Annotated in this window: 3 protein-coding genes; 1 reads left to right on the plus strand and 2 read right to left on the minus strand. The window is 47.8% G+C overall.

The annotated features are described in order from the left end of the window. The coding region (locus L2744_RS21125; RefSeq protein WP_248993723.1) for a hypothetical protein at window positions 1–425 on the plus strand (425 nt) is incomplete at its 5' end. A gap of 272 nt (window positions 426–697) precedes the next feature. Here L2744_RS21125 and L2744_RS21130 read toward each other — a convergent pair. After that, on the minus strand, window positions 698–1,030 hold the full coding sequence (locus L2744_RS21130) for a hypothetical protein (RefSeq protein ID WP_248993724.1): 333 nt from the start codon (window positions 1,028–1,030) through the stop codon (window positions 698–700). Further along, window positions 1,030–5,230, minus strand: a 4,201-nt coding sequence (locus L2744_RS21135) for an RHS repeat domain-containing protein (protein ID WP_283104063.1), incomplete at its 5' end; no start/stop codon positions are given. The genes L2744_RS21130 and L2744_RS21135, both read right to left, overlap by 1 nt.

A 5,230-nucleotide genomic window follows, 5' to 3' on the forward strand; every position in this document is an offset into this window, starting at 1 on the left:
CGGCACTTAAATATCTAATCAAAATAGGGCTAACAACCCCTTTTTCGGCGATAGTAGAAGAGTTTCACTTCTATATGAATGAGCAGTTCAGGCCCCTTTATATCAATTCTTCCTTCAATCCAATTCACTTTTTCAGTTCGTATGTAGCACCAAACGGGACCAGAGATTTTCTCCCAATGCGGTTAATATCAGAGGAAGCCCTTGATATTCGTTCAGCCTTGTCACTCTACCAAGAGTTGTGTGAACGGGCCATCCAGATAAGACTGGTTTCCGATTCCAAAGAGGGACAGATAAGATTTTATAACTTTATTTGCCACACAGAAATTCAGCCACTTATCAATATCCTTTACCAAGCAGACAATCATCCAACTTCCTTGCATGATCTGAAACGATGGATCATCAAATGTTCATATGGGCAGCACTAACAGCAGCTTGAGCACTCCACAGCAGTAGAAGTGATCACCCATAAACAGCAGAAGCGATCATTTTCTCCAGAGCCGCCAGATGGTGGCGCTGCACCCAATCGCGCACACGGCTGTTACAGACTGCCCACTTCTACTGGTCACAACTGCCCAGGCCGCTGGTCAAATTGCTCAGTTTTAGGCAATAAAAAGCCCCAAGGAAATGGGGCTGATTGACAAAAGTGTTGTGTCCTATCTCTTCGCTCGATTTATTTGCACTCCACTCTTTGTAACAACTAATTAATACACAAATCCGTAATAGTAGCAGCCCCACCTCTCCACCAACTCAAATCCATAGGGCTGCTAGGATCATATTTGTCATTCGGTACCCATGTTACAGAACACCCCAAAATGCCAGTCGTATCTAATACACCAAGATCATCTTTTGACAATCTTGGTGATGCAACAACATATCGGTACGTCGTATTTGTATTTTTCAGGGGTTCCTCTAGTTCCAGCAAGACGGTTTTCTTATCCTCATTAATTATAATGATAGAGGCATTCAGGTCTTGTGAGGAAAAATCATTATTACGAATAATTACTTTTTGACCAATTAATGAACTAGACATTATTGAACCCTCTTAATTGTTACCGGAATATTTCCTGTTGCTGTTCGCTCCATTCCTCTTCCAGGCATATTGAATGCAGGTTCTACCCTAGATGGTGGGGAGAATTTTCCTGCTGGTACCTCTAGCGTAACTTTGACTTCTGGTGTTTGAGGAAGTGCTGATCGTTGACGTGCCCGGAGGGCATTTGAATTTGCGGAATCAGTAACATAATGAGTTCCGTCACGGCCACCACGTAATAGACCAGTTTCTTGAGTTGCCTTTAATTCTGCTTTTGACATCCAACGCTGAACGATCTCTGTGCCGCCCTTTGTAACATCTTCAACTACATCAGCTCCTCTCGCTAAACTAACAGCCTTAGCCGTTAGTTCCGCACCTCGGCTCGCTATATATACGCCAAGAAGTATATCCTCAGGTCCAGGTATAAAGAAGGTTAATCCAACCGCTGCAATCCCCGAAGCATTATACATAGCCTGTTGATGTTGTTCATATGTCATGCCCAAAGGCAGATATGGATCGCCCATATCATTAAAGAATCTCGTCCCAGGCGCAAAACCCAACTTAGCTAAATGGTCATCACTATAACCGCCAACACCGCTCCCAGATGCAATCGCACCTTGGCTACCGACATTATTGATTTTAAAGTCAACTTCTAAAGTGGTTTTCTTGTCTAGCTGGAAACTCGCGGTGTAGTTATTTCCACCATTGCTGGTCACTTTGGCTTCTGATTTTTTCTTCCCAGAACCACCGCTGCCAGCATCAAAGACAACTGAGCATCCTGCCACATCTTTACCTTTGATGTGCGTCCCAGTAGAGCAATACCCGGTCGGATCTGTGCCCGCCAGCGGGTTGTTCATTATGTACGAATAGGGGTTAATGCTCTGGGTCGAGGTGGGACTCTGAATTAACGGGTCCACACTCATAAACCGACCAAGGTTATAGTCGTAAATCCGGCCGTTCATATGAATTAACTGCTGCTCATTCAAATGCTCATGGTCGGTAAAACCACGGCGGTTCTTATTAGTGATCGCTAAATCCTGTAGCTGTGAGAGTACCGTGTTTTTATTTTGGATATCCAGCTTATGGTTAATCCCAAGGTCGGTAGTGCGACCAAAGGGGTCAAAGTAGCGCTGACTAACGATATTGCCATTTTGGTCCGCTAGAGTAGTGGCGCTGCCCAATCTATCCTTGAGGGTAAATTGCAACAAATGACCACGCTGTGAGGTATAACTGAGTACCGCAATATCATCTAAGTAAGCACGCCAGCTACCATCACTGTCTGCTTCATAGTACTTATCAACATAATAAGTGGTTGTCGTTGTGCTGCCAACGGTGCGGCTTTGCTTGGCGCGCATACTGTCGCTGCCATAGACAAAGCTAGTGGTGGCGCCGCGGCCCGAGACGCTCAAGGGTTTATCCATGGCGTTGTAGGTCATAGTTAGGCCATCGCCGACCCGCAGGTTGCCGCGCTTATCGTATTGAAAACTGACTGTGGTGCCATTGAGTTTAGTCAGCTGACACACGGCATTGGGGCCTGCGTTGCTATTAGCAGCGCAGGCGCTGCCGCCATAGCGATAGGCATTGGCCGCATTGGTGCTGTAATCGGTTTTCTTAAGGAAGTTGCCGACCTTGTCATAGGCATAGTTGACCGTGGCGCTGAAGGTAGGGTTGGTATTGCTGAAACTGTAGCTTTCTAGTCGATTCAGCGTGTCATAACGATAGCTTTTACTCAGCCCAGTGACGCCATTACGCTCACTGATGAGGTTCATGAAGTCATCGTAACCGTCGTAGTAGTGGGCATGAATCCGCCCCAGCGGGCCATCTACTTCGACACTCGCCATAGTGCCTTCGCTGTAATACTCCCGCGATTCAGACATGACTCTATTAGCTAAGTTGGCCCCTGTGATATGGCCTGCTTCATCCATGGCAGTGATGTGACGATACAGGTAGCCAGAGGCAGCATTACTGGTCTGCTCCAGATAACCGTAATCGTTATAACCGTATTTAAGGGTTAAGCCATTGGGGTATTCCAAGGCCTTAGGGCGACCGTAGAAGCCATCGTACTGATGTTTGACTGTGCGCGCCACTCCATCGACCGTCACTGTGGTTTGTGCCAGTTGCAGTGCAGCCGTATAGCCGTAGGTGCGGGTCACACCGTTTTCGGTTTCAGAGGTCAGCAGGCCTTGTTTGAGGGTATCCCAAACAAAGGTAGCGGTGCCCGGGGCGCTGCCGCCGGTGGTAGTTTTGCTAGTGATACGCCCCAGCACATCGAGCACAGTGGTTTGCAGCACGCCATTGGCATCGTTTTGCTTATCGAGCTCGCCTAAGCTGTTATAACCAAAGACTGTGGTGCCTTGGTTAGGGTCTATCACTTGGGTTTTATGACCAAAGCCGTTGTAAGTCGCCTTGATATCACTATTGTTGGCATCGCGGATAACTAACGGTCTACCTGCACTATCGTAGGCAAAGCGGTTAGTGCCAGGCTCCTGATTTGAAGTGCCAGCATCCACCGTTTCATACAGCCAGCCTTGACTGCCATAGGTGCGCGACATCAAGCGTCCTTCGACATTGATATCCGTTGTTAACCCGTTATAGGTGTATATGGACTCCAGCCCACCGGAGCGCCCATTAGGAATTGTGCGTCTGCTGGGTCTATCGAGTGCATCAAAATCGCTGAACTCGGTATAGTCTGCCACCGTGCCATTGCCATAGGGCGTCGATTCACGGGTTAAGCGTCCAAGTGCATCATAATACTTGTCTTGGTATTGATAGCCACCATCAAAGCCTTGGGTTGCGGTGCGCAGTAAACGACCTTGACCGTCAAAATACTGCTCAGTTTCAGGCATACCTGCGCCGCTGGTGCGGGTCATCACCACCGGCAGGTTATCGTTATCCTGCGGTGGGTTATTCCCCTCATCGGCGAGCAAATAGCGCAAATAGCGGGTTGGACTGCCCGTCTGTTTGACTTGCACCGGACGACCGATACCGTCGTACTCGGTTTGAGTGATGATATTGTTGGGCGCTATCACTTTGGTGGGGAGTCCTAGCCCCATATCGTATTCGGTGGTGGTGATATGCCCCTTGGCATTGGTGACTTTGTAAGGCAGATAACCATCGTCGGCCTGAGTTGTGCCGTCTTTGGTGTAGGTAAAGCTTGTTTGCCTTGCCGCCAAGGCAATACACGAACTGCTTTGCCCTGTGGTTTTGGTCCACAGTGGCAGACCGTAACTGTTTAGTTCGGTTTCTTCGACGCGATTGCAACTACTATTACTGCCGGTATAAGTCACTTTAGTGGGTAACTTATGATTGCTATTCCAGGTATTGACCGTTTGCAATTGCCACTGCGCCTTATCCATCGTGCCGACGGGGTCATCTCCCCAGTTGCGCAGCGCAGTACTGTGGCTCGTCTTTATCGAATTGAACTTATTGAGCCACCAATTATTAATATCGGGCACATAACCAGTTTCCGTCACACTGGTATAGGTATTCGCCTGACCCTTAATGTAATCTGTAACCGATTGAGTTTGCTTTTTAATATTGCCCCATGCATCTACGTCACTGGCACTTACTTGCACTTCTTGTGTTGATAAAGGCGTGCCCTGTAAGTCCCAGCTTTGCTGTAGCGAACGGGTTTGAATAGTGTGGAATACTTTATTAATCGAGTGCTGCGGGTTATCCGCCCAAGTGTTAGTGACCTGGTTAACGGTAGTCGAGCCCACGCTAACCGTTTGTTCAGTTAGCAGTCCCACCTCAGGGAACTTCTGCTTGAAGAGACTATGCACTGTCTTATCCCGTTGCATATCCTTTTCCCAGATTTGATTAAATCCGGTAAAGCCACGTCCTTGCAGGTTATACATCGCGCCTTTATAGGCATATTGGGTTTCATTTTCGCCACTCTGACCGTTACTTTGCTTAAAAGACTGAACTACGTACATACTGGAGGCGAAATGCACATAGCCGGAGCCGACTTCATTATGGTCGGTGGTATAGAGTTTGGACTGACCTGCACTAGATTCACCAGTAGATAGCGGACGGTAACGCCATTCGCTACTGTTACCTAGGCCATCGGTGACTGATTGTAGGTAATCGACAGAATTATAATCAGCGTATGAATTCCCCGTTCCGGAACCATAGTTACGTATAATATAACCGCCATAATGAGTGCCATAGGGAGCAGGACTGGTATTGGGGAAATACGCTACA

The organism is Shewanella profunda (assembly GCF_023283765.1).
Taxonomy (GTDB): domain Bacteria; phylum Pseudomonadota; class Gammaproteobacteria; order Enterobacterales; family Shewanellaceae; genus Shewanella; species Shewanella profunda.